The 20,772-nt window shown below is 41.9% G+C and carries 22 protein-coding genes and 1 tRNA gene; 10 read left to right on the top strand and 13 right to left on the bottom strand.

Annotated features, from left to right (window positions below; translation table 11 throughout):
• Window positions 1–5: 5 nt before the first annotated feature.
• Genes gatB through HMPREF9193_RS07175 form a run of 6 tightly spaced genes read right to left on the bottom strand, consistent with a single transcriptional unit; the run spans window position 6 to window position 6,033 of the window.
• Window positions 6–1,541, bottom strand: a complete 1,536-nt coding sequence (gene gatB / locus HMPREF9193_RS07150) for an Asp-tRNA(Asn)/Glu-tRNA(Gln) amidotransferase subunit GatB (RefSeq protein ID WP_021687429.1) — start codon at window positions 1,539–1,541, stop codon at window positions 6–8.
• A complete protein-coding gene (gene gatA / locus HMPREF9193_RS07155) occupies window positions 1,538–3,037 on the bottom strand; it encodes an Asp-tRNA(Asn)/Glu-tRNA(Gln) amidotransferase subunit GatA (RefSeq protein ID WP_021687430.1) in 1,500 nt (499 codons plus the stop codon). Before gatA ends, gatB begins: the two co-directional genes overlap by 4 nt.
• Window position 3,038: 1 nt before the next feature.
• Window positions 3,039–3,350: an Asp-tRNA(Asn)/Glu-tRNA(Gln) amidotransferase subunit GatC gene (gene gatC, locus HMPREF9193_RS07160; protein ID WP_040847857.1), complete on the bottom strand. Its 312-nt coding sequence runs from the start codon at window positions 3,348–3,350 to the stop codon at window positions 3,039–3,041.
• A gap of 45 nt (window positions 3,351–3,395) precedes the next feature.
• Window positions 3,396–4,364 carry a carbamate kinase gene (locus HMPREF9193_RS07165; protein WP_021687432.1) on the bottom strand — a complete coding sequence of 323 codons (969 nt, stop codon included), beginning with the start codon at window positions 4,362–4,364 and terminating at the stop codon, window positions 3,396–3,398.
• Window positions 4,364–5,353: an ornithine carbamoyltransferase gene (gene argF / locus HMPREF9193_RS07170; protein ID WP_021687433.1), complete on the bottom strand. Its 990-nt coding sequence runs from the start codon at window positions 5,351–5,353 to the stop codon at window positions 4,364–4,366. The genes HMPREF9193_RS07165 and argF overlap by 1 nt, the downstream gene beginning before the upstream one ends.
• A gap of 11 nt (window positions 5,354–5,364) precedes the next feature.
• Window positions 5,365–6,033, bottom strand: coding sequence for a DUF1361 domain-containing protein (locus tag HMPREF9193_RS07175; RefSeq protein WP_021687434.1), 669 nt, complete (start codon window positions 6,031–6,033; stop codon window positions 5,365–5,367).
• Between the two features lie 158 nt (window positions 6,034–6,191).
• Here HMPREF9193_RS07175 and HMPREF9193_RS07180 point away from each other — a divergent pair, with 158 nt between their 5' ends.
• The 3 genes from HMPREF9193_RS07180 (at window position 6,192) to HMPREF9193_RS07190 (ending at window position 8,044) form a co-directional block, all read left to right on the top strand.
• A complete protein-coding gene (locus HMPREF9193_RS07180) occupies window positions 6,192–6,620 on the top strand; it encodes an outer membrane protein assembly factor BamD (RefSeq protein WP_021687436.1) in 429 nt (142 codons plus the stop codon).
• Window positions 6,621–6,762: 142 nt separating this feature from the next.
• On the top strand, window positions 6,763–7,410 hold the full coding sequence (locus tag HMPREF9193_RS07185) for a TetR/AcrR family transcriptional regulator (protein WP_021687437.1): 648 nt from the start codon (window positions 6,763–6,765) through the stop codon (window positions 7,408–7,410).
• The gene (locus HMPREF9193_RS07190; RefSeq protein ID WP_211227774.1) at window positions 7,400–8,044 is read left to right on the top strand and encodes an L-2-amino-thiazoline-4-carboxylic acid hydrolase; all 645 of its coding nucleotides are present in this window, start codon (window positions 7,400–7,402) and stop codon (window positions 8,042–8,044) included. Before HMPREF9193_RS07185 ends, HMPREF9193_RS07190 begins: the two co-directional genes overlap by 11 nt.
• Before the next feature lie 117 nt (window positions 8,045–8,161).
• On the opposite strand, the gene HMPREF9193_RS07195 is transcribed toward HMPREF9193_RS07190, so the two are convergent.
• Window positions 8,162–8,491 (bottom strand): winged helix-turn-helix transcriptional regulator, encoded by a 330-nt coding sequence (locus tag HMPREF9193_RS07195; protein WP_021687439.1) that lies wholly within the window; start codon window positions 8,489–8,491, stop codon window positions 8,162–8,164.
• 149 nt (window positions 8,492–8,640) lie between these two features.
• On the opposite strand from HMPREF9193_RS07195, the gene HMPREF9193_RS07200 reads away from it, so the two are divergent.
• The 7 genes from HMPREF9193_RS07200 to HMPREF9193_RS07230 all read left to right on the top strand — a co-directional run bounded on the left by HMPREF9193_RS07200 (window position 8,641) and on the right by HMPREF9193_RS07230 (window position 16,293).
• A complete protein-coding gene (locus tag HMPREF9193_RS07200; protein WP_211227775.1) occupies window positions 8,641–9,279 on the top strand; it encodes an NAD(P)-dependent oxidoreductase in 639 nt (212 codons plus the stop codon).
• A gap of 176 nt (window positions 9,280–9,455) precedes the next feature.
• Window positions 9,456–10,670: an alkaline phosphatase family protein gene (locus HMPREF9193_RS07205; RefSeq protein ID WP_021687441.1), complete on the top strand. Its 1,215-nt coding sequence runs from the start codon at window positions 9,456–9,458 to the stop codon at window positions 10,668–10,670.
• Window positions 10,671–10,798: 128 nt separating this feature from the next.
• Window positions 10,799–11,590 carry a DeoR/GlpR family DNA-binding transcription regulator gene (locus tag HMPREF9193_RS07210; RefSeq protein ID WP_021687442.1) on the top strand — a complete coding sequence of 264 codons (792 nt, stop codon included), beginning with the start codon at window positions 10,799–10,801 and terminating at the stop codon, window positions 11,588–11,590.
• A gap of 25 nt (window positions 11,591–11,615) precedes the next feature.
• Window positions 11,616–12,743 (top strand): Ldh family oxidoreductase, encoded by a 1,128-nt coding sequence (locus HMPREF9193_RS07215; protein WP_021687443.1) that lies wholly within the window; start codon window positions 11,616–11,618, stop codon window positions 12,741–12,743.
• Window positions 12,744–12,758: 15 nt separating this feature from the next.
• On the top strand, window positions 12,759–14,042 hold the full coding sequence (locus HMPREF9193_RS07220; RefSeq protein ID WP_021687444.1) for a malic enzyme-like NAD(P)-binding protein: 1,284 nt from the start codon (window positions 12,759–12,761) through the stop codon (window positions 14,040–14,042).
• Between the two features lie 76 nt (window positions 14,043–14,118).
• A complete protein-coding gene (locus HMPREF9193_RS07225; protein WP_021687445.1) occupies window positions 14,119–15,072 on the top strand; it encodes an efflux RND transporter periplasmic adaptor subunit in 954 nt (317 codons plus the stop codon).
• A 21-nt stretch (window positions 15,073–15,093) separates the two neighbouring features.
• The gene (locus tag HMPREF9193_RS07230; RefSeq protein WP_021687446.1) at window positions 15,094–16,293 is read left to right on the top strand and encodes an ABC transporter permease; all 1,200 of its coding nucleotides are present in this window, start codon (window positions 15,094–15,096) and stop codon (window positions 16,291–16,293) included.
• Between the two features lie 125 nt (window positions 16,294–16,418).
• On the opposite strand, the gene HMPREF9193_RS07235 is transcribed toward HMPREF9193_RS07230, so the two are convergent.
• From HMPREF9193_RS07235 to HMPREF9193_RS07265, 6 genes are all read right to left on the bottom strand, one after another.
• Window positions 16,419–16,501: transfer RNA gene (locus HMPREF9193_RS07235), tRNA-Leu, on the bottom strand.
• A 325-nt stretch (window positions 16,502–16,826) separates the two neighbouring features.
• Window positions 16,827–17,945, bottom strand: coding sequence for a helix-turn-helix domain-containing protein (locus HMPREF9193_RS07240; protein WP_021687447.1), 1,119 nt, complete (start codon window positions 17,943–17,945; stop codon window positions 16,827–16,829).
• A complete protein-coding gene (locus HMPREF9193_RS07245) occupies window positions 17,942–18,565 on the bottom strand; it encodes a hypothetical protein (RefSeq protein WP_156882479.1) in 624 nt (207 codons plus the stop codon). Before HMPREF9193_RS07245 ends, HMPREF9193_RS07240 begins: the two co-directional genes overlap by 4 nt.
• A 210-nt stretch (window positions 18,566–18,775) precedes the next feature.
• Window positions 18,776–19,072, bottom strand: coding sequence for a hypothetical protein (locus HMPREF9193_RS11210; protein ID WP_156882480.1), 297 nt, complete (start codon window positions 19,070–19,072; stop codon window positions 18,776–18,778).
• 225 nt (window positions 19,073–19,297) lie between these two features.
• Entirely contained in the window at window positions 19,298–20,065 is a 768-nt protein-coding gene (locus HMPREF9193_RS07260; RefSeq protein WP_021687451.1) for a polymorphic toxin type 44 domain-containing protein, read from the bottom strand.
• Between the two features lie 2 nt (window positions 20,066–20,067).
• Window positions 20,068–20,520, bottom strand: a complete 453-nt coding sequence (locus HMPREF9193_RS07265) for a SpaA isopeptide-forming pilin-related protein (protein ID WP_021687452.1) — start codon at window positions 20,518–20,520, stop codon at window positions 20,068–20,070.
• Between the last annotated feature and the right edge of the window lie 252 nt (window positions 20,521–20,772).

Genomic DNA, 20,772 nt, shown 5'->3' on the forward strand with positions numbered 1-20,772 from the left:
ACGCTTTACCGTTTATCCAATTCGGCTTTTAAAAGCGCGGAAGCGGAAGCAGGATTTGCTTTTCCGCTTGATTGTTTCATAACTTGTCCCATAAGCCAGCCGAACGCATTCGACTTTCCCGATTTATAATCGGCTATTGCCCGCTCATTTTGTTCAAGGACTTCACGTATCAAACGCTCTATTTCGGCATTATCCGAAACAACGCTCATCCCTTTTTCCGCAATTATCAAATCCGGCATTTTACCGCTTTCAATCATACAGGCAAAAACTTCTTTAGCTTGTTTTCCGGTTATTTTTTTATCGCAAACGGCATTTACCAACGAGGCTATATGAGCAGGGTCGATACCGACTTCATCTATGCCGATTTCTTTTTGATTAAGCACTGCCAAAAGTTCGGCTAAAATCCAATTAGCCGTTTTTTTAACGTCTTTGGATAAAGCAGCTGCTTGCTCAAACCACAGCGCAATGGAGCGCGAAGAAGTGAGCGTTTGGGCGTCAAAATCGGCAAGACCATATTCCTTTTTAAAGCGTGTGCGCTTTGCTTCCGGAAGCTCTCCTACTTGGCTTGCAGCTTCCGAAATAAATTCTTCGGAAAGACTGAACGGCTTTATATCCGGTTCAACAACAAAGCGGTAATCCACAAATGAATTTTTAGTACGCTGAATAACCGTTTCGCCTTTTACTTCATCCCAGCCCATGGTATTTTTATACCCTGCATTGAATTCCTGTCTGTTCGTTTCGAATTCGGCAAGCTGGCGTTTTATTTCGTAAGCACACGCATCCTTTATCGAGCGGAAAGAGTTTAGGTTTTTGATTTCGGAAATGGGCGTATGGTATTCCGTGCCGTTTTCCCACACCGTTAAATTGATGTTGGCGTCGCACCTCATATTGCCTTCTTCCAAATTACCGTTGGTAACGTTTACATAGCGCAAAATCTCTTGAACCGTTTGCATAAACAGCGCCGCTTCTTCGGGAGAATTCATATCGGGTTTGGTAACAATTTCAATCAGCGGAGTACCTGAGCGGTTGTAATCGATGTAGCTGTAATTGCCTTCCAAGTGCAAACTTTTTCCGACATCTTCTTCCAAGTGAATGCGTTCAACCCGTATGCGTTTATATAATCCGTCCACATCGCTGTTTTCTCCGGCAAAATTATATGCATAATGATTTTTTCCGCCGGGACGGCTTTCTTCGCTTAAGTTGCGGTAGGGAATATCCACATAACCTGATGTGCACAGGGGAATGTCGTACTGGGTTATTTGATAGCCCTTGGTTAAATCCGGATAAAAATAATGCTTGCGGTCGAATTTAGTAAAACGGGCAATCGAACAGTTAAGCGCCTTTCCTGCAATAACACCCATTTGCACATAGCCTTTGCTTACACGCGGCATAGCTCCGGGAAGTCCCAAACACACGGGACACACGCGGGTGTCGGGCATACCGCCGTAACGGTTTTCACACGCACAAAAAGCTTTGGTTTTAGTGGTAAGCTGACAGTGTATTTCACAGCCGATAACAACACGGTAGCGTTCTATGCTCATTTTTCCTCCCGTGCACAATCGGTATGCCAAGATTGCGCTAAAGACAACAAACGCGCTTCGGAAAGCATAGGTCCTGCAAACTGAACACCGACGGGAAGATCCTCGGATGTTTTACCCGCAGGCACGCTTATTGAAGCGGTGCGGCTGAGGTTTACAAAAATCGTAAACATATCGGATAAATACATTGCCATAGGATTATCGATTTTTTGCCCGAGTTTAAAAGCTGCAGTAGGACTGGTCGGGCATATAATACAGTTATAATTTTCATACAAGCGGGCAATATCGCGCTGTATGCGCGCTCTTACGCTCATCGCTTTTTTGTAGCAAGAACCGGAAAATTGTTCGGAAAGCACATAGTTTCCGATAACGATACGCCGCTTTACTTCGGCGCCGAAACCGTCGCTTCTGGTTTGCACGTACAGTTCATCGTAGCCTTCACCCGGGTCTTTGCGCTTTCCGTAACGTATGCCGTCAAAGCGGCTTAAATTACTTGCAGCTTCGCTAAGCGCTATAACGTAATAGCAAGCAATGGATGCATCCAAAACGGGAAGATCGACTATATCGACATGCGCGCCTTTTTGCACAAGCCAGTTTTTTACTTTATCGAATACGCAAGCAACTTCGTTTTCAAGTCCTTGCGCTTGTATAAATTGGCGCGGGATGGCAACTTTTAGGCTTTTAAATTGCGAATCGGTAAACGCTGCGCAAGAAAAACGCAAATTGTGCGCATCAGGAAAATCAATCGATGTGTCGTCGTAAAAATCTTTTCCAGCCATAACGCTTAAAGGTAAAGCGATATCGTCGGGTGTAGTGCCGAAAATTCCTACTTGATCTAAAGAACTGCCGAATGCGACAACGCCCCAGCGACTTAAAAGACCGTATGTCGGTTTTAAACCGTACACGCCGCAATAAGAGGCAGGCAAGCGCACCGAGCCGCCGGTTTCCGTACCTAATGCAAAAGGAACCGCTCCCCACGACACTACGGCAGCAGAGCCCCCGGAAGAGCCTCCTGCAACGTAGCTTGTATCGACGGGGTTGCGCGTCGGTCCGTACGCGGAGTATTCGGTGGAAGAACCCATAGCAAATTCATCTTGATTGCACCGCCCTACGGGAACAGCTCCGGCTTCGATTAAGCGCCGTATAACCGTCGCATCGTAAGGCGCTTTATAGCCTTCCAAAATACGGCTCGCACAAGTTAAGTTTTTACCTTTTACCGAAATATTGTCTTTTACGCCGAATGGAATACCCAAAAGCGGTTTTTGTTCAAACAAACGTTCCAGCGCTTGAGTGCCCTCTTTTCGCGCTTGAGCGCATAGCGCATCGCAGTTTTTTGCATTGGAAAGCGCGTCTTCGTACAATTCCAAAAACGCGTTTAAAGGCGTTTGCGTTTTTTTATCGTTTTCAAAAGCGTCGATACAGTTTTGTACCAAACGTTCGCTTGTAAGTGTTCCCTCTTTTACAGCACGCACAGCCGACGCTACAGTATACCGTTCCATACTATGCACCTTCGCCTAAAACTTTCGGTACACGGAAATAACCGTCCATAAATTCTTTTGTTATTTTCTTTACGTCGGGAATATCAAGACCATGAACAACCGTATCTTCCCTAAGAGCATCCGCTTGCGTTGCAGGATAGGCGTCGTAGGGATTTTCGCTGTCGTCGAATTCGGATAAAATTCCGAAATATTCGACAATTTGATCGACTTGCTTTTTAAGCGTATTCAAATCCGTAGCCGACGGCGATAAGCGCGAAAGATATAAAAGAGCTTCCAAAACTTCGTCGTTTACGGCAGTTTTTTCCGTATTCATAGCGGATATCATAGCGCATTAGCGCTGTTTATTCAAGGCAAGCGTTTATGCCGTTATAAACGTTCCGGTTTTACCCGCCAAAGCTTCTTTTGCTTTTTCAAGCGACGTAATAAGGGCGCACGGAAGAGTGCGGCAATCGCCGCACGACGAACCTGAGCGCACGCCTTCGACAAAGTGTATGCACGCTTCGATTTTGGGCAGCATGGAACCTGAAGCAAAATGCCCTTCGGCTATATATTTTTTTGCTTGAGCGGCGCTTAACGTATCGAGCGCGCTTTGCTTGTCCGTATTAAAATTAAGATATGCTTTTTCCACAGCGGTTAAAATAATAAGCATATCGGCATGCACTTCAAGGGCAAGCAAAGCGCATGTGCGGTCTTTATCGATTACCGCAGACACTCCGCGCAGCGAACCGCCGGGCGTTTCGCATACCGGTATACCGCCGCCGCCGCACGCTATAACGACGGTTCCCGAGGAAGCAAGGTTTTGTATAGTTTTCGCTTCAATAATTTTTTGCGGCGGCGGCGAGGGTACGACGCGGCGGTAGCCTCTTCCGGCATCTTCTGCAAAGGTAAAACCGGTACTTAAAGCGATTTTTTGAGCTTGCTCTTTTGTATAAAAAATACCTATCGGCTTTGTAGGATTTTTAAACGCTTCGCCGTTTTCGTCTACCGCCGCTTGTGTAATAATACAAGCAACGGGACGCTCTATGGCGCGTTTTTTAAATTCGGCGTTCAGCGTTTGCGCCAAATGATAGCCGATATATCCTTGCGACATAGCGCCGCATTCGGGAAACGGCATAAAGGTTCCGGATTTTTCAAACGCATCGCTGATTAAACCTATTTGCGGACCGTTGCCGTGTCCTACAATAATTTCGTATCCTTGCTCGGCTAAATCCGCAATTGTGTGCGCTGCACGGGAAGCAAGCAATAATTGTTCTTGAACGCTGATACCTAAAGCATTGCCGCCCAAGGCAACAACCAAGCGTTTTTTTGTTTTTTGTTGCTTTTTCATTAGTGTTTTAAAGTAGCATACATAACGGCTTTTATCGTATGCATACGGTTTTCGGCTTCGTCAAACACAACCGATTGTTCCGATTCAAACACTTCATCGGTTACTTCCATTTCGGTTATGCCGAATTTACGTGCAATGTCAGCTCCCGTACTTGTCTTTGTATCGTGGAATGACGGAAGACAGTGCATAAAAATCGCTTGTTTTCCCGCTTCGCTCATAACCGCTTTGTTTATTTGATATTTTTGCAGCAGCTTTATCCTTGTTTCCCATACGTCATCGGATTCTCCCATAGACACCCATACGTCGGTGTACAGCACGTCGGCGTTTTGAGCGGCGCGATGGACATCTTCGGTAAAAAAAAGGGTGCAGCCGTTTTCCGACGCAATTTTTTTTGCTTCAGCGATTAAATCGGCTTTGGGCCACAAAGATTCGGGAGCACATGCGGTAAAATTCAAACCCATTTTTGCACAGCCTATCATTAACGAATTTCCCATATTGTTGCGGGCGTCTCCCATAAACGTAAAGTTTATGCCCTTTAGTTTTCCGAACTTTTCTTCTACCGTCATTAAATCTGCCAAAACTTGCGTCGGATGGAATTCATCGGTTAAACCGTTCCATACCGGAACGCCGGCATACCGAGCCAAATCCTCAACAACAGCTTGCGAAAACCCGCGGTATTCTATACCGTCATACATTCTGCCCAAAACGCGGGCAGTATCGGCAATGCTTTCTTTTTTTCCCATTTGGCTCGACTGCGGATCCAAAAAAGTAACGCCCATGCCCAAATCCATCGCACCGACTTCAAAAGCGCATCTGGTACGTGTAGATGTTTTTTCAAACAGCAATACGATATTTTTACCGGTTAAGTGCCGGTGCAGCGTTCCCGAACGTTTTGCAGTTTTTAACTCTTTTGCAGTATCGATTAAATAGCGGATTTCTTCCGGTGTAAAATCAAGCAGTTTTAAAAAATTTCTGCCCTGTAAGTCCATATACAACTCCTCTATACGGTGTTTAAATCGTTTTCATTTGCGTATTTAAAACCGTAGTACATAAGATTCAGCAATGTTCCGAACAAAAAAGTAAACGCCCATGTGGTAAAATGCTGTGCCGGATTTTTTACGCGGGCAAACACATCTATAAAAATGCTGTCCAAATCGGTAAACAAATTCCAACTGTTCCAGCGCAAAAACCTGCCGATATAAATGCCGAAACAGGAAACATAAATCAAGACGCATACCAGCACGTTGCAAACGGAAGCTTTGTATTTTTCTTTTAAGCGGATTTCGATTAAATTCAAACTGACAAAGCCGTACAAAAGACCGGCAAACCCGTAAGAAAGAAGCAAAATCAAATCAAACCAAATGGGTACGGATTTTTCTTTTCCCAAATGAATTAAATCAGTTAAAATATACGGCGCATTCGGAAAAAAAATAATCCATGCAAATATAATGATCGAAAAAAATAAACGGTTTTTAATTTTGCGCACGTGCAGAAAAGAAGTTAAAAGCCACGGAACAAAGGCCAAAAACAAATTCCACATTAAAAACAAAAACATAAGCCTGCGCGTAAACGCAATGCGCACAAGCGAAAGCGACAGAGAAAACAGCGATAAATACAGCAATATAAAAGTCGATTTTAGTTTAAAAATACCTTTAAAATAGCCCAACATGTACCGTAGTTATACCGCATAAAAATAAAAAAGGCTATAGCCGCCGCTGCAGAGTCGGCACAAAGCGCTAAAGCTGTAGAACTGCGCAATCCGCACAAAGCGTGCAAAGCCATTGCACAATACTTTTGTACGTGATAAAGTACGGCAAAGGATTACGTATGAATATAAAAAAGAAAAATGCATTGGTTTTATCTATTGTACACACACTGGCTTTTGCCTGTGTACTGTCCGTTTTTTCTTGCAAAACGGTGCCGACCGAGATTCCCGAAAAAGCAAGTGAAGCTGAATTGTTACAATTAGGGCAAACGGCAATAGACGAGGGTAATTACAAAGCCGCAGAATTTTACTATAAAGCGGTTATAGCCGTATACGGAGAAAACAAAGCTTCGTCCGTAATTGCAGAATATGAAATCGCTCACATGAAAATTAAACGGAAAAATTATAAAGAAGCCAAACCCGCTTTGGAAAAAATTCTTTTGTACTATGACGACCCGCAGCTGCAAGATACGCTGAGTCCCGAATACAAAAAACTGGCACAAATCGATTTGGAAAAATGCGAACCAAAATCAAAGAACGCACAAAAATAAATATAAAATAATTTAAACGCTTCTCGCATAATTTTTTGAAAGCGTAAGATGTGAAAAAGCTTTTTTCCATATTGACAAGTCTGTACGGAACAAATATTATATTACTAAGTTATATTACTTAGTAATATTAAAGGATACAAGAATGCCGGTCCGCAAGCGGATAACAATTGAAGACACGACAACAAAAACCTTGATACTTAAAAGTGCAAAAAAGTATTTTCTTAAATACGGGTATCAGGCAGCTCCTCTTAGAAAAATCGTATCGGAAGCAGGATTTACGCCGGGCGCTCTGTACGGGTATTTTACTTCAAAAGAAGAACTTTTTTATGCTGTTACCGACCCGCTGGCAAAACGGTTATCGGATATCCTTGAGCGTATCCGAAATGAGATAAATACTTTGCCGAAAAAAGAACGGCTGCACGGAATGGGAAAAGTGTACTATCCGCATATCAGCGAGATTGTTGATATTTTGATTTCCGACCGAGATGCCGTAAAACTTATTGTAAACGGAGCAAAGGGCACAAAGTATGAAAACTTTTTGAATACTATTGCAGAGCAAAACGCAAAGAACATCAATAAAGCTGAAAAAAACAGTAAAGATAAAACGCTCCGTTCGATTAAAGCGCAAACGATGGAAATCTTAATGGAAGAATATATCGCAACGCTTTTCAGGCTCATCATTTCGGACAAGGACAGAAAAACAATTACCCGGTGCATGGAACTGATCGGCAAAATATATGAAAAAGGAATTGTTGCTCTTATGCAAAAGGAGGATGAAAATGGCAATTAAAACGATTTTTAAAATTCCGCAAATGTCTGCAGACTGGATCAAAGCTGAATTGAACAAAAAATTCCCGCCGGCCGAAGCGGAAAAAAAGTACCGGAAGGTTATTGCAACTTACGAAAAGTTTGCACTTGATGCGCCGAGTATCGGCGGCAAAGAAAACCCAATGTCAAAAAATTTTTACGGTGCGTTGTCGGCTTTTGCGTACTATGAATGTATGAATCGCAATATGTCGCCGGATGAAATTACGGCTATGTGCTTCGGAATGATGATCGGCGATAAAAAAGGAGGTCAACTTTCTCGGTTTAACCTTAACAACAAGCTGGTACAAAAACTTTTCCATGGGCTTTTCTCTCTTCGTGCGAAAAAGCTGAACAAGCACAAAGCGGACGGCTCTTGGAACAATACGTGGGGAATGAAAATAAACCCGCTCCATCATAAAAAAGGAATCAGCATTCATTTGATCGGGTGTCCCATCGCCGATTTTGCAAAAAAGAACGGATACGGCGAACTGATGCCGTATTTTTGCGAAACGGACAAAGCGGTAATGGAACACTTCGGCGGTACTCTGTACAGAGAACACACCGTCGCCGATGGGTATGAAGATTGCGACTATTGGATTAAAAATAAAGGTGAATAAATAACCCGCTGCCTCTTTTTCCGTAATATTGAACGATAATTTGTAGCTTGTAAACAGTAATCGTACGGTATAATACGCAACCGCTCATTTTACGGGTACCTATGTGCGCTACAGTCCTTAGAGACTGCAAAGACTGCTTCGGTACGTTTTTCCCCATCGAGCCATTGCATTCAAAACCGGCTTTAAACTCCAGCCCTTTTCAGTAAGCGAGTATTCAACGCGTGGCGGTATTTGCGCATATACTTTGCGGTTTACAAGTCCATCTGCTTCCATTGAACGCAAATGCGCGGTAAGAACCTTTTGCGATATGCCGTGCACCGATTTTTTTAACTCGCCGAAGCGTTTTGTACCCGTCAGTAAGTCGCGCAAAATAAGTATTTTCCATCGGTCGCTTATGAGCATAACGGTAAGTTCAACATCGCATTCAGGCAGTTGTTTTTTTATCATTCTACTACCTTCTTTTAATATCAGTATCTAAAATATACTAAGGCACAAAAAAGTGCTTACTTGACGAGTATATACCTATATTGTTATTCTATCAAGAGATGCAGCATCGTACATCGTATGCAGCATCGCAAATATACCTAAGGAGTGTTTTGATGAAAATAGCAGTTATTTGTGCGAATGGAAAAGCCGGCAAGCTGATTACAAAAGAGGCAGTCGACAGAGGGCTTGACGTTACTGCGGTTGTAAGGTCAAAAAATGAAAGTGCGGCGCAGCAGGTTATTCAAAAAGACCTTTTTGATTTGACGGCGGAAGATGTAAGCGGGTTTGATGTGCTTATCGATGCGTTCGGTACATGGACGGCGGAAACGTTTTCGCAGCACGGCAGTTCGCTGAAAAAGCTGTGCGATATTCTTTCCGGGTCGGATACGCGGCTTTTGGTTGTCGGGGGCGCGGGCTGTCTGTATGTGAATGATGCTTCCGGTCATAAGATGATGCTGATTGATACGCCGGATTTTCCCGATGCGTTTAAGTCGCTTGCACAAGCTGAAGTTGATGCATTTTTGACGCTGCAAAAACGCAATGATGTGTTGTGGACGTACGTGTGTCCGCCGTTCGATTTTAAAGCTGACGGAGAGCGCACCGGAAGCTATACGCTTGCAGGTGAACAGCTTACCCGCAATGGCGCAGGGGAAAGTACGGTAAGCTATGCCGATTATGCAATCGCAATGGTCGATGAAGCGGTAAACGGCACGCATATCCGCCGGTGTGTTTCGGTTGTAGGAAAGTAAGGTTTGAATACCGGCGGCGTACGGACTGTTTTATCTGCGCGAACAGTTTGTGACGGCTGTTTTATCCGCCACAACACGGCAGTCCGCACGCACAGAACTTTGTACTATCAGTAGGACCGCTTGTTCAGTGCTTTTGCACTTGCGTCCGCAGCCGATATTTTTTATACTTTAACGCAATGATTTTATTGCCCGATTACACACATTCACTGGTTAATGTAACATCTTCCATATTAAACCACTTCGGAGCACAAGCTGCACACCCGCCTTTACCTGAAGTAGATGAGATTTTAAAAAACGGTTCGTACCGCAACATTGTATTGCTGCTTTTTGACGGCATGGGTATGGACGCGCTCACTCATTTTCTTGACGAATCTTCTTTTTTGCGCTCACATCTTTTGTGCCCAATCTCTTCGGTATTCCCGCCTACGACAACGGCTGCAACTACATCGGTAGAAACGGGACTTACCCCTATAGAGCACGGATGGCTCGGTTGGACGCTGTACTTTCCGTCCATAGACAAAAACGTAAACCTTTTTCCCAATACGCTTAAAGACAGTATCCGCCAAGCAGCCCCCTACCACGTCGGGAAAGGGGAAATTCCGTGCACGTACATATATGATAAAATAAACAGCGCACAAAGCTCTGAAGCAGCGTACAGCGTATCGAAGTTCGGAACAAATAAAGTAAAAACCAAGGGCGCTTTGTTTGAAGAAACGTACCGCTTATGCACGCTGCCATCTGCAAAATACATATACGGCTACAACGAACAGCCGGACAGAAGCATGCACATAAGCGGCACGTACAGCGGTACGGTAAAGCGGCATATAAAACAAATTGAATACAGCGTGCGCCGTTTTTGCGAGCGCTTAAAAAATAATCCGCAAACCAAGGATACGCTCGTACTCGTTAGCGCCGATCACGGTCATATTCCGGTTGAAAACAAAGAATTAACGTCCTACCCCGAATTGGAAACTATGCTTGTACGCCGCCCCTCGCTTGAACCGCGTGCTGTAAACTTTTTTGTTAAAAGCGAATACAAAGACGTTTTTCCCGGAGCTTTTTCACGCTGTTTTAAAACCGTTCGTGCAGCCGAACTGTTCGGCACAGCAAAAGGCGGCAAAAGCAATGCAAACGGATTTTGTGCTGCAGGGCAGCTTATCGACACAAAAGACGCCGAGTTTGTACTGTTTTCGCGCGACGAAGTACTTGCCATCGGCTTATTCGGTGTCGCATCCCCCCACCCGTCAACGGCGCAATCTTTAGGCGACTATCTTGCGGTGTCGTGTTCCGCCGTTACTTTGGTAGACAGCAAGCTTTCACACCATTTTAAAAGTCATCATGCAGGTCTTACGCCGCAAGAAATGCAAGTACCGCTGATTGCCGTGCGCTAAAAAGTCGCTGTACGCGGTGCATTCTGCCCGGCATAAAACAATCAAAAACATTACAAAAAAGCAATAAAAACGTTCATCAAGCATTTACAAACAATCAAAGCCGTGTTACACTCAATTAAAGAGGCAATATGGCGCAAACGCTTATCCCGGCAGGAAGACGTGCCGGCATTCTTTCGGAAATCAAAAAAAGAGGCTTTATCGGCGTCGATGAGCTGTCCGAACGCTTTGATGTTTCCGTTATCACCATACGGCGCGATTTGGATCTTTTGGAAAAAGAAGGAGCCTTAGTGCGCACTCACGGCGGCGCCGTTAAAAGCCGTACCCTTACCGCTGAAGCTTCATATAAAGAAAAAGATTCGGTGCGGCAAACAATAAAAGCTGCCATAGGCGATAAAGCCGCAGAGCTTGCAAAGGCAGGAGATACCGTATTTGTAAACAGCGGTTCCACCACTTTTCATGTTATACGCGCACTGTCCTCAATTGCAGGAATAAAAATCGTTACCAATAACATTCGTGCCGCTCTGGAAGCGGAAAACAGCTCTGGTGCAGAAATCATACTCATCGGCGGACGCTACCGCAAACACACCGGATGTACCGTAGGGGATTTTGCCGCAAGCCTTATAGAACGCTTAAATGTGTCCAAAACCTTTATCGGTGCCGACGGCATTACTCTTAAAAACGGCATAACATCCCCTTCTTCGGAAGAAGCGGCGATAACCCGTATGATGATAGAGCGCACCTGCGGTCCTGTTGTTGTAGCGGCGGATGCTTCAAAGATAGGTTGTGTAACGGCTTTTTTTATAGCCCCTGTACAAAAAATCGATTATTTGATAACGGACAGTGCGTTTGATGAAGAACTCAGAGATGAATTCGAACAAAGCGGCATAACAATAATAAAAGCGGAAACAGCCGGCTGCTAAACGGATGTTTCCAAAGGAGTAAACGATGGCGTACCAAGATGCGTACAAGGACTGCGTGTGGGTAAACTTTGAAACAATGGAAAAGTTTATGAAAGACTGCCTTATGAAAAGCGGCGTTCCGGAAAGCGACGCTCAAATCGTAAGCGATGTGCTAATTGAATCGGACAAAAGAGGTATCGATTCGCACGGCATCGGACGGCTTAAACCTATTTATATCGACAGAATAGACGCAGGAATTTTAAATCCGAAAACAAAAATCGATATTGTAAAAGAAACGGAAACCACCGCCGTGCTCGACGGAAACAACGGCATGGGGCATGTCGTTTCAAAAAAAGCTATGCAAATAGCTATAGACAAAGCAAAAAAACACGGCATGGGTATGACCGCCGTCAGAAACTCAACTCACTACGGCATTGCCGGCTACTATTCACTTATGGCAATTCAAGCGGGTATGATAGGCATTACCGGAACAAACGCACGACCGTCAATTGCACCGACATTCGGCGTGGAAAACATGCTCGGCACCAATCCGCTTACCGTAGGCTTTCCTACCGATGAAGAATTTCCCTTTGTACTCGATTGCGCAACGTCGGTATCGCAGCGCGGTAAAATAGAATTGTACAGCCGTGCGGGAAAAAAACTACCCGAAGGCTGGGTAATCGGACGCGACGGCAAAACCAGAACGGACACCGACCAAGTGCTCGTGGACTTAACCAAAGGCAAAGCCGCGCTCGCACCCATCGGCGGTATCGGTGAAGAAAACGCAGGTTACAAAGGTTTCGGCTACGCTACGGTCGTAGAAGTATTATCTGCAGCTTTGCAAGGCGGTGCATTTTTAAAAGCGCTCAACGGTTTTGATTCCGACGGCAAACGCATCCCCTATCCGCTCGGGCACTTTTTTATTGCAATAGACACCCAAGCTTTTCTCGGACTGGACGTATTCAAAAAAATTGCAGGATCGATTATGCGCGAACTGCGTAACTCCGAAGTTGCACCGGGTGCCGAACGTATTTACACTGCAGGCGAAAAAGAATGGATTGCATGGAACTACCGAAAAGAACACGGCTGCCCCGTTCCGCCTGCACTGCAAAAACAAATGACAGAACTGCGCAACCGCTGGCAGCTTTCGTACACATTCCCGTGGGAAAAATAACAGGAGGACGATATTATGGATGAATTAAAAGAAAAAGCCCTTGCATATCACTGTATGGACGGTAAACCGGGCAAAATACAGGTAATACCGAGTAAACCCTGCGCTACGGCAAACGATTTGTCGCTTGCATACACGCCCGGAGTTGCCAAGCCTGTTTTGGAAATAGCGGAAAATCCGCAAAACGCTTATAAATATACTTCCAAAGGAAATTTGGTAGCGGTTGTTTCCAACGGAACCGCCATACTCGGCTTGGGCAATAAAGGAGCGCTCGCTTCAAAGCCTGTTATGGAAGGAAAAGGCGTTTTGTTTAAACGCTTTGCCGACATCGACGTATTCGACATAGAATTAAACACCGAAGATCCTGCAAAAATCATCGAAATCGTAAAAGCTATGGAACCGACTTTCGGCGGCATAAACCTTGAAGACATAAAAGCTCCCGAATGTTTTGAAATAGAACAAAAATTGATCGAATTGTGCAACATCCCCGTTTTTCACGACGATCAGCACGGTACCGCCATTATATGTACGGCAGCTCTTATGAACGCATGCGAAATTGCAGGCAAAGCACTTAAGGATGTAAAAGTCGTATTTAACGGCGCGGGAGCTGCGGGCATAAGCTGCGCAAAAATGTTCGTTGCCGCAGGCGTTCAAAAAAACAATATTGTTATGTGCGACAGAAACGGTGTTATTTACAAAGGGCGCGATACGCAAATGAACTCACAAAAAACAGGGTTCGCATGCGATGACAGCGGGGATCGTACCCTTGCCGATGCGCTTAAGGGAGTCGACGTATTTGCAGGTCTTTCGTCAGCCGATTGCGTTACACCGGAAATGCTGCTTTCTATGGCGTCAAACCCCATCGTTTTTGCCATGGCTAACCCGAACCCGGAAATAGGTTACGAGTTAGCGGTTAAAACACGGTCCGATATTATAATGGCAACCGGACGCTCCGATTTTCCCAATCAAATAAATAACGTACTCGGTTTCCCTTTTATATTCAGAGGCGCTCTGGACGTAAAAGCAAAAAAGATATCGGAAAAAATGAAAATGGCTGCAGCAAAAGCGCTTGCAGAACTTGCCAAACAAAGCGTACCCGATGAAGTACGCAGCGCATACGGCAGAGATTTTTCTTTCGGTAAAGAATATATTGTTCCCAAACCATTCGACAAACGGGTTATAGAATGGGAAGCCGTTGCCGTAGCCAAAGCTGCATGCGAAGAAGGCTTGGCACGCAAACCCATAAGCGATTGGGAATCATACAAAAAATCTTTAGCAGAACGGATGAAACAATCTCTATAAATATATCGCTATAGATACAAGATATAGAATAAAAACAACAAAACCGCTATACTGCTGCACAAGGATTGTACGCAATATGAAAAGTTCAAAAGAAAAAAAAACACGTTTACGGATAATCTTTGCAGCAGCGGCGGTTGCCATATTGGCAGCGCTTATCTTTATACCTAAAAAATCAAAAAAAAAAGAAATACCGCCCCTTGAAGTTAAAAAAGAAACTTCGTCAAATAAAATCGAAATTTCAGGCTATATAGAAGCGGCGGAAGTACAAAAATTGCAAGCCCCGGGCGAAGGCATTATTCAAACGGTTCGGGTAAAAGAAGGTGATAAAGTAACAAAAGATTCGCTTCTTTTTGCGCTCGACAGCACCAAACAGGAATACGAACTTGCCCAGCAGGAATTCGCCATTAAACAAGAAGCTATCAACGGTCCGTCTAAAAAACTGAATTTAATGCAGCAGCAAAAAAAACTGCTCGAAAAGCAAATCGCCGATAGAAAGGTAACTGCAAAATTTGACGGTACGGTGGCAATTCTTAATTTACAGGAAGGTCAATACGCAAAGGCTCAAGACAACTTCGGCGCCTTAATTAACCGCTCATATCTAAAAGCAACAGTGGAAGTTGTTGAAAGCGATTCGTCCCGCCTTAAAATAGGACAAAAAGTTGAATTAAAATTTCCGGCACAACCGGACACAAAAATAGAAGCCGAGGTTACCGCGTTTCCCTCTGCTGCCCGCGTTACCGACAGGGGAGCTTCCGTACTCGATGCCAAAATACGCATAACCGATCCGCCCGAATACATTTTACCCGGCTATTCTTTTTCCGGCTTTATCATTGCCGGCGAAGACGAAGAGATTTTAACGGTGTCGCAAAACGCAATCCGCTATAAAGAGGGAAAACCTTATGTAGATATTATCCGCGGTAAAAATACCGAAGAAGCGGCAGTTACCGTAGAGCCGTATATACGCGGCTTTGTAAAAATTATCTCAGGCGTTGCCGAAGGCGATAAATTAAAAGATCAGGGCGAAAACTAAACTAAGGAAAAACCAGAGCCGATGATTGAAGATTTTATAAACGCGCTGCAAAATTTTAAAATAAATAAAATGCGTACGCTTTTGTCGCTATTGGGCATTGTTATCGGCGTTACGGCAGTCGTTATCGTTACCACGCTGGGCAATTCGCTGGACGCAACGGTAAAAAAAATATTCAGCCGCTTTACCATGGACATTATGTACCTTGAACACTGGCAAGTAGGAGAAAAAAAACTGCCCTTTAACGAAGAGTTCCGCAACGGCCTTAAAAACAACATAAGCGGTATAAAAAATATTTTTTATTTTTCGTATTTAAATGGAAGTACTCTGTCGCGCGGTAATATATCGGCATCGGATAACCAAATTATCGCATGCGAATACGGAGCTATTGAAGCAAACGGTTACGAAATCGATTACGGAAAATATTTTACTCCTTCGGATTTTATAAACGGCTCGCATAAAATTATTTTAGGCAAAAAAGTTGCCGAGCATTTATTTCCCGAAGGAAATGCCGTCGGCAAGCAGCTGACCGTGTACACCCAAAAGGCTCAATTTGCGCTTACCGTTGCAGGCGTTTTAAAACACAAAGAGGTGTGGGCATACAGTCCCGACCGTGTTGCATATATTCCATTTGCTTTTGTAACTACAAAAATACACCCCCGACCGCACATTGCTCGTGTCGATGTCCAATTATACGACGAAAACGAAGCCGAAATCGTTTCGCGCCAAATGCAAGAGTATGCAGATAAAAAAGCAGATACCCGCAATGCACTGTGGGTGTCTTCGGCAAAAGCGCAAATGCAGGAAAACAATAAAGTATTCGGCGTTATAGGGGTAGTGCTTACTTCGATTGCAGGCATTTCGCTTTTGGTAGGCGGCATAGGCATTATGAACATAATGATTGTAACCGTTACCGAACGTAAGCACGAAATAGGCATACGAAAAGCGCTCGGAGCGACGAACGCCGATATCCGCAATCAATTTTTAATCGAATCGGCAACCATTACGTTTACCGGCGGTTTACTCGGAGTTATACTGGGAATATGCATAAGCGCACTTGTAGGAGCTTTTGCATTCCCGAAAGATTGGGACTTTGTATTTGCTTTTAATTTAGGCGGAACCGTAGCAGCCTTTGCAGTATCGGTTTCTACCGGTATCTTTTTCGGACTAAACCCTGCACTCAGAGCCGCAAAACTTGACCCCGTTGAAGCGCTCAGCGAATAAAAAACGTTCCGAGTTTTTTAACTTACCGGAACGCGAAACTCAACCAGGTTTAAGATCCGGCCGGCAGTAATTTTTTTTCAGCAGCGCCAAAACCGGTTTTTGCAAAACATTTTTTCTTAAAAAGTTACCGGCGAAGAGACTTGAACTCTTACACCCTCGCGAGCAATAGATTTTGAGTCTATCGTGTCTACCATTCCACCACGCCGGCGTAACTCGGATGACGCGCCGCTTTCTGGTTTTTCCATTTTTTCGGCTTTTTCATCCGCACGTACTGTAACACAATTGTTAAAAAAAGTAAAGCATTCTGCTATGTTATTTTTGTTCACATACCGTTCTTAATCGTAATAGTGTGTATGAGAGGGAATCCCATAGCAGCAAGAGCTTTATATAGACCTCATACTACGGACAGTACAGGCTGTATATTATGAACCACTTCACAAAGCTAGCAATACAAGTCCTAACGCGGGGAATATATTACCAACCAACTTGCAAGTCTGTTGGTTCATTAAACAGTTTATAACTTGTCTGACTATTTATAGTAAAGAAAGCTTTACTATGAAAGGAGATAGATTTTCCTGAATATCTTCAGTTAATATTTCACTCGATAATATTTTCAACAAATCATCAGGAAAAGCACAATACGATTTTAAAAAAAATTTATCTACAATATTATTTTGTATAAGAGAGTTTATAACACTCGCTATAACAAATGGTTTTTCATTTTCTCTTAGATTTTTTCCGATTTCTTCTTTTCTTTCATTCTTACGACTTGCACTCGAAAAATAAGACTGAGCTTTTGTCCGCGTTATAAGCCCTAAGTGATACGCTCTCATAACCACCCCTCCCATTGACATACCCCATTTTCTTTTCATTTCAAACAAAAAAGGTTTAGTTGGTGATATAAAATCAGTTATAAATGATTTCTTTGGAATTAGAAAAGCACCGGCAAAGAAGTTAGCTTGTTTTTCCATAAGTTTGTTTAATTCTACACTTCTCTTTTCACTTTCATCAATACCGCTATGTAAAAAGATATGCCCTAATTCATGCGCAAGAGTAAACCTTATCCTATCCCATGAATAATCTTTGTTTATATATATGTATGGGCGCCCCCCCCCTATACAAGAAAAGCCATCTACAGGGGCAATAGTATTATCATACAAAAAAATAAAAGCTCCTCTATTTTCAAGAAACGTCATTAAATTCTGTATTGGTCCCATTCCTGCATTCAATTCTTTTCTTGCCTCTAGTGATATTTTTTCAATTTCATTTGTCGACAGTTGCTCAAATGGTATATCTTTTGGAAAGATACAACTATCTTTAAATGTTACATAGTCGGACAACAGTTGGGTAAATTCAAAAGAGAATTGTTTTAACAAATCTGCTCGCTGTTTCCCACGCTTTAATGTATTTGCCTTTTTTCTGTATGAGATTTGACTCATTGAAGTATCAATAGATGAAGTGTAAAAAAAATCTATTGGAAAATTCAATGCGTTAGCAAGTTTTATTTGTATTGCTCCATCAGGATTTCTCCCCCCCCTTTCATACAAACCTATTGAGGCTTTCGTCACTCCAACCATACCAGCTAAATGATCCATACTAAAATCATTCCAAAGCCTAGCCTGTGTGAGTCTAACTGGATTAAATTTTTTCATGCCTTACTTCTGTTAAATCTATTGATAATATCTGTTTTTATATCGTATACAGATATGTCCGGTTTTTCATTTATTGCATCATGATTTTCTTGTATAATAGTAGTATCTATACAGTTCTTACTTTCTGCATAATAAATTGGAGCTTGTCCATCAGGTTGTTTGAATATTCCAAAAATCCCTTTTTCATCCTCACCAAAACAAAATAAATAATATATTTCATTCTTGGTTTTATTAAAGAATGATGGATGTGTAAATTCCTGTTGAATACTTGGATTTTTCATCCGCTGCACATCTCTATAAAGCGCAGGACGCGGGAAACGAGTTCTTTGTTTTAAGTACTGTAAATGGCATATAATAATAGTTGTTGACGTGCTAGTATCAAGTATCATTTCTACATATTTATACCCTGCCTTAGTCTTTTTTATAGTTGTATTAAAACTATAAAAATCATTTAAATAATTGGACAAATATATTGTCCAATTTTCTGATTTTTTTCTTAATCCAAGTTCACGTTGCTCTTGCAACAACCTTGTTATTTTTGAATATGATGATAATAACGCCATCTTAAAAAACGATAAAACAGCTTCATCTATCTCCAACACACGCTCTTTTCTATTCATATCTCTTCCCCCTATATATATTTTACCTGTACATATTATCATTTTTTCATTTATTTTGTCAACACTCTTCAGCAATACTTCAATTGTTCTACACCACTTCAGCTAAAACTTTGCCATGTCTTAGAAAAGCATTGTAGATCGCTGATAATAAATACCATCCATACTCGCCCTCTTACTTCAACTCTTTTTCAGAACTGCTTCATACTTAAACTATATCAAGCGAAATATTTGAATAAGTTCCTTTTTGTCTTTTGCATATACGATATTATCAAGCACAAAAATCATTAAATCTGTACCTCTTGAAGAAAAATTCCTGCCCAATTGGGCTATGAGAATTGCCGGCAGTTTGTAGCTTTCAGAATCGGAATCAAAACTGCCAAACCGTTTTATCATCTTCTCTTGAGTTGCTGATAAATCAAAACATTTGATGGTAAAATTTCTCTTTATGTTCCCTCCCACGGGAGTTCCTTTAAAACTCGATAATAATATAAATTTATTTCCTCCCATTCTTGTTTTATAAAATTATGATTTATTTCTTTCATGTTTTGATTTATGTAGTTTTCAGAAATATTACGCAATTTGGCATAAAACGCTTTTAGATCTTCTTCCAGATTATTTACAAGAAAATAAACACCGCAGGTTACCATACTTACGCTATCTTCCGTAAATGCATTCTATACATAGATTTTACATTTTCTTCACAAATAGTATAATCATAACATTTAATACGTTTTACTTCCATTTGCTTATTATTACATTTTGCTGATAACACATTTGTTGTGCGTTTGAACCTAATAACAAAAACGAATCGGAAAATCCGCAATACTTTCCAACAAACCCAAAATAAATATTAGACCAAACATCTAAATAATAATCATGATAATTATACTTGTGATAAAAGGATTCTGAAGGAGTCCCTGACTTTAATGGTCTATTAACTGCACAATAGTGAAATTGTTTTTTTATTTTTTCTTTATGATCCCAAGGTTTATCTGTATCAACCATAGCAATCCATTTGGCAACACCTATTCCTTTGATTACAATCGGATCGGGAGGGGGAGCAAAACTATTTTTGTCATAATATTTTTCTATATAGATTTTATAATCTAAATAATCATAGATTTCAGATGCTTCTTTGCTTTTGATATTAGTTTTTATTTCATCAACAATATATTTCGCAACTTCGATTGCCCCATCTTTTTCATGGCTGCATTCCATTAAATTATAATATTCCGTAGCGGTTTGATTTATCTTTAGCTGCACACAAATAATCTTCAACAAATCATTCTTTGAAGCAGGAATTTCAATATTCGAATTTTTTATAATATAATCATTTTGTATAATCTGTTTGTTTTTTTCTTTTAACCAAAGCATTAATATGTATTGATTTCTGCCGGTATTTTTTATACCTCCATTCTTTAACAATATAGAGGAGTAATGCCAAACACCCGTTTTTTCTTTTACGAGTTCAGTTTTAGTATTTATATCCGTATTGCTCATATCTAATCCTTGAAAATAATAAAATACTCACCGTATTTCAGTTCTTTTAAATCAACGAAGCCGTTTTCATCAGTACTGCCTTTTATTGTTGAACCATCTAACAGGTACACCGTGTATTTCTTATTTGCAAGAGGTTTTCCCGTTCTCTTATCCGTAAACTTTGTTTTTATCCACCCCCTGACATCCAGCTGCCCGCTTTCCGCACTCTTTTCTCCGTCACACTCAACGGTAAATGCATATTCGGGCAGGGTATAGCCTTTTTCTTTTTTCTCCTGTTCGCTGTCCGCATCGTCATCGTCGGCGGTGTAGACTACCTTCCACGCGCATTCTATTTTGTTGTTTTGCACCGTTGTTTTAAGTGTCGCAACCTCGTCGTCGTTACCGTCATCGTCTTTTTCTACAATCTTTATTGTTGCGCTTGTACCGTCGGCTATATTGTGTGTATCGGCGCACAATGTTACTTCATCGCCGACTAAGGCTTTGGTGATAGCATCGCTGTCTGCATTGAGAATTAGAGATTAAAGGCTTCTTTATGTAGTATTCATTAAGCATAATAAAATTTATTCTCCTTAATATTCATTTATACAACCTCTTTTTTTAGAAATTTTATTGTGACATTTTATTGAAATTTTTTTCAGAATGAAAATAATTGGATAAACAAGAAAACATTGAATAAACAAAATAGAAAAAAGATGATAAGTTTTTAA

Source organism: Treponema lecithinolyticum ATCC 700332 (assembly GCA_000468055.1).
GTDB classification, from domain to species: domain Bacteria; phylum Spirochaetota; class Spirochaetia; order Treponematales; family Treponemataceae; genus Treponema_C; species Treponema_C lecithinolyticum.

Excerpts from the sequence above, each read along its gene's own strand:
- gatB (WP_021687429.1), bottom strand. The coding sequence starts at position 1,541 with ATGAGCATAGAACGCTACCGTGTTGTTATCGGCTGTGAAATACACTGT.
- gatA (WP_021687430.1), bottom strand. The coding sequence starts at position 3,037 with ATGGAACGGTATACTGTAGCGTCGGCTGTGCGTGCTGTAAAAGAGGGA.
- gatC (WP_040847857.1), bottom strand. The coding sequence starts at position 3,350 with ATGAATACGGAAAAAACTGCCGTAAACGACGAAGTTTTGGAAGCTCTT.
- HMPREF9193_RS07165 (WP_021687432.1), bottom strand. The coding sequence starts at position 4,364 with ATGAAAAAGCAACAAAAAACAAAAAAACGCTTGGTTGTTGCCTTGGGC.
- argF (WP_021687433.1), bottom strand. The coding sequence starts at position 5,353 with ATGGACTTACAGGGCAGAAATTTTTTAAAACTGCTTGATTTTACACCG.
- HMPREF9193_RS07175 (WP_021687434.1), bottom strand. The coding sequence starts at position 6,033 with ATGTTGGGCTATTTTAAAGGTATTTTTAAACTAAAATCGACTTTTATA.
- HMPREF9193_RS07180 (WP_021687436.1), top strand. The coding sequence starts at position 6,192 with ATGAATATAAAAAAGAAAAATGCATTGGTTTTATCTATTGTACACACA.
- HMPREF9193_RS07185 (WP_021687437.1), top strand. The coding sequence starts at position 6,763 with ATGCCGGTCCGCAAGCGGATAACAATTGAAGACACGACAACAAAAACC.
- HMPREF9193_RS07190 (WP_211227774.1), top strand. The coding sequence starts at position 7,400 with ATGGCAATTAAAACGATTTTTAAAATTCCGCAAATGTCTGCAGACTGG.
- HMPREF9193_RS07195 (WP_021687439.1), bottom strand. The coding sequence starts at position 8,491 with ATGATAAAAAAACAACTGCCTGAATGCGATGTTGAACTTACCGTTATG.
- HMPREF9193_RS07205 (WP_021687441.1), top strand. The coding sequence starts at position 9,456 with ATGATTTTATTGCCCGATTACACACATTCACTGGTTAATGTAACATCT.
- HMPREF9193_RS07210 (WP_021687442.1), top strand. The coding sequence starts at position 10,799 with ATGGCGCAAACGCTTATCCCGGCAGGAAGACGTGCCGGCATTCTTTCG.
- HMPREF9193_RS07215 (WP_021687443.1), top strand. The coding sequence starts at position 11,616 with ATGGCGTACCAAGATGCGTACAAGGACTGCGTGTGGGTAAACTTTGAA.
- HMPREF9193_RS07220 (WP_021687444.1), top strand. The coding sequence starts at position 12,759 with ATGGATGAATTAAAAGAAAAAGCCCTTGCATATCACTGTATGGACGGT.
- HMPREF9193_RS07225 (WP_021687445.1), top strand. The coding sequence starts at position 14,119 with ATGAAAAGTTCAAAAGAAAAAAAAACACGTTTACGGATAATCTTTGCA.
- HMPREF9193_RS07230 (WP_021687446.1), top strand. The coding sequence starts at position 15,094 with ATGATTGAAGATTTTATAAACGCGCTGCAAAATTTTAAAATAAATAAA.
- HMPREF9193_RS07240 (WP_021687447.1), bottom strand. The coding sequence starts at position 17,945 with ATGAAAAAATTTAATCCAGTTAGACTCACACAGGCTAGGCTTTGGAAT.
- HMPREF9193_RS07245 (WP_156882479.1), bottom strand. The coding sequence starts at position 18,565 with ATGAATAGAAAAGAGCGTGTGTTGGAGATAGATGAAGCTGTTTTATCG.
- HMPREF9193_RS11210 (WP_156882480.1), bottom strand. The coding sequence starts at position 19,072 with ATGGGAGGAAATAAATTTATATTATTATCGAGTTTTAAAGGAACTCCC.
- HMPREF9193_RS07260 (WP_021687451.1), bottom strand. The coding sequence starts at position 20,065 with ATGAGCAATACGGATATAAATACTAAAACTGAACTCGTAAAAGAAAAA.